The sequence below is a fragment of the Bartonella sp. AD328YNZD genome, from assembly GCF_042196425.1.
The window spans coordinates 1-2,948 of the sequence record NZ_JBHIQG010000151.1 but is presented as its reverse complement, the minus strand read 5'-3'; the positions used below and the strand labels follow the sequence as shown (position 1 = coordinate 2,948).

Annotated in this window: 3 protein-coding genes; all 3 read right to left on the bottom strand. The window is 41.0% G+C overall.

What is annotated here, in order from left to right; all coding sequences use genetic code 11:
- A partial coding sequence (locus tag ACFIO3_RS07665; protein ID WP_375704277.1) for a class I SAM-dependent methyltransferase occupies positions 1-537 on the bottom strand: 537 nt, incomplete at its 3' end.
- A gap of 10 nt (positions 538-547) precedes the next feature.
- A complete protein-coding gene (locus ACFIO3_RS07660) occupies positions 548-1,222 on the bottom strand; it encodes a hypothetical protein (RefSeq protein ID WP_375610624.1) in 675 nt (224 codons plus the stop codon).
- A gap of 210 nt (positions 1,223-1,432) precedes the next feature.
- A complete protein-coding gene (locus ACFIO3_RS07655) occupies positions 1,433-2,626 on the bottom strand; it encodes an MFS transporter (protein WP_375615480.1) in 1,194 nt (397 codons plus the stop codon).
- Between the last annotated feature and the right edge of the window lie 322 nt (positions 2,627-2,948).

Here is a 2,948-nt window from a genome sequence, read left to right as displayed (position 1 = left end):
ATTGAGAGCAATCGTTGTGGTCATTGTTGGTTCATGCAGACAAAGATAACCACCAGGTGTGATATGTTCCCAAAGGGTTATAACAAATCGTACATCATCTGCTGGCGTTCCAGCATCAATCCAAGCAAAATCTATTGGCACCCAAGATTTGAGAGTTCTTTCATCAAGAGAGAAAAAATTTTCATTGATAAATGTTACAGTATCTTTTTCAATGCCATCTTTAAGAAGTCTTTGCCATGCTTCTTCTGCTGATTGACCTTCTACTGTAAAATCATCAATGGTAATAAGCCGAGGTTCGTAATTTTCAGGAATTCCTGAAGGGTCAAGCAAAGCTGTACGCTCTTCCCAAATGGCGGATTCTAGAAGCTTTTTATCCTGTTGCCATGCTTGTTTTGCTTTTTGGAGTGCTCTTGCGATAAAGCGCGTACTATCACCAGCACCGATTTCAATGACTGTACGCGGTCTTGCCATTTGAATGAGTGCATGGATCAGTTGAGCACTATTTTCTGTTCCCATACCAGGTCTTATCAGCTGCATCTTTTTATCCTTATAATTTTATCAATCGTAGCATTCCTGCTTTTACAAGAAACTTTATTGAATCCTCTAGCGGGTGTTGAAGATGCATTGGTGTGGTGGCTTGCTTCAAGAGATGTTTTGTTTTTTCATGAAGCCGGATTGTACGTCCATTAAGTTGATTAATGGCAAGGAACCCAAGAGAAGAATCTATGATAATACATGTTGGCTCTCGTAAAAGAGCGGTTGCATCATTTTTTGAAAAGGCTTTTTGATTTGTTTCGATGAGACCGTGTCGTAGCAGTGATATCAAAAGACTATTCACGTCAAAAAGGCAACCATTGAGTTTGATTTCTTTTAAGGATTGGACAAGGCAGCCTTCACGAAGTGCTTCAAATGTGGGAAAGTCGAATCCGCCAAATGCCGCTCCTTTTGTAGAAATAACGATTGCAGGTTGTATTTGCCGTTTTCCAATTAAAGCTGGTTTATTTCTCGTTATCTGTACGTCCTTTGCCCATTGAACGCGTGATAAAGGATTGAGTTCACGTGGGTAAACGTCAAAAGAATTGATGGCTGTGGGCGGTGTGGTTTTTTGTAAGGCAAGGGTGTGGATGCTTTCATTCAAGTCATGTAGCATATAGTCTGCCAGTTGCCATATATAACCACCTGTTCCATTGTAAAAGTTTAAGCCTATAGGGTCTTGTTGCATGATGTTAAACTGTTTTCTTCTGCTTTAAAATATCAAGTTTTGGCAAGGGTTATTTGCTTGGGTTGTTTGCTCCTCCACACGAGAATGGTTTATCAAAATCACATTGCTTGGTATAGGGTTGCATGGGAGATACAATAATTTGATCAAGTGGTGATTTTTATGCCATTTTTGGGCATGTTTTTTTTTCGAGAGAAAAGATGGTAAAGTTTGCTAGGCATTATCCCATTCCTTTTTTTGCAGAGCGCGGTTTAATGTAAAGCCTAATATGCCTGTGATCATGGTGGCAATGCCGATGATAAGGAGTGTGTATTGGGTGTGATGCACTTTTACAAAACTTGCACTGATAAAACCAATACACACGGCTGTTTGTATGATAAAGATATAGGCGGGCATTTGACTGTTTCGTTGTTCTTTTTGGATGGCTTTCATCATAAAACTTGCCATTAGTGCATTTTGCACACCGTTGGCACCCCCAAGGATGAAAAATGACAGCATCATTAACCATACAATGTGTGTGAGAGAAAAGCAGAAAATTGCAAATCCAATTATTGTCGCAGCCAGTGATGCTCCAGCAGCATTGCCAAAGCGGTGGAAAAGGCTGGAAAAGCAGAGCGGTCCAACGACGAGCCCTAGACTTATCATACTTGCAATTATCCCGTAGGTTTCAGCGCTTAAATACAGTTCGGTGCGGATGCGGACAATTGATAGGACATTAAGAGCCGAGGTGAGGGTGATGGTAATGATGAGGGGGGAAAGAGCATAGACAACATTTTTTTTACGCAAGAGCCCTCTTAAGTCTAGTCCCTTTTTGGCTTGTTGTACTGCGTTTGTTGTTGGCGTATGCATTTTTAAACTTTTAAAACAGAAGAGAGTGATAAAGGTTGCACAGAGAACCATGATGGATAGTGCAAAGAGCCCTTTTTGCCCGTTTGAAAGACCATATAGTACACCTCCTAACAGTGGTCCTGCAATGTAGCCGAGATTACGGACTGTTTGGATAATGCGGTTGTTACGGTCTAATTGCCGATCATTTTTTGCGAAGTCAGGTACAGCAACAAGGATAGCAGACCAAAAGAGTGAACCAGCACACCCTAGTGCAAAAGAAAGGGCAATATAAAGCCAAAATTGGTTAGCGGCTGCGGCTGCGGCTATGAAAAATGCTTCAAACAATAAAACAATGGGGACTGTTCGCGTTGGTTGGAAGCGATGTAAGAGGCGCGGCGCAATGGGTCCTGCACAAATTGCTCCTATAAGCCCTGCAAAAAGCAGCATTGAAATCGAGGCTGTACTTTCTGCTAAGTGTAAAGCAAATGTGACCTGCGCTGTTTCATCGGCAAAGCTGCTAAGAGCCAAAATAATAAAAAGCCCTATTTGGGCGAAAATCATGGATTTCTTCTTTGTCACAATGCTTCTCCCCAAGAGGCTAAAGGTACAATTTTCTTCTGCGTGTTTATGGTATATCCCACGCTTTGTATAGTTTTTTTTGATGATCAGTTGAGAAAGGAAGTTTTCAGAGTTCTTTTCCAAAACAAGCACAATGCCTATTGGCAGCGATGAGCAACTCCTTGTGTTTTTTGAAAGGGGAGTATTAAGGATGATGGGCTAGAGAAGTTGTCTGATATGAGAGACAATGATACAAAAGGGCAATCAGAAAATTTTGCAAAAAAGCTGCACGCATAGTGCAGCTTTTTATATATTTGCTTTAAAGGTAGACGTTTTAAAGCAT

Coding starts and splice junctions, on each gene's coding strand:
- ACFIO3_RS07660 (WP_375610624.1), bottom strand. CDS start 1,222: ATGCAACAAGACCCTATAGGCTTAAACTTTTACAATGGAACAGGTGGT.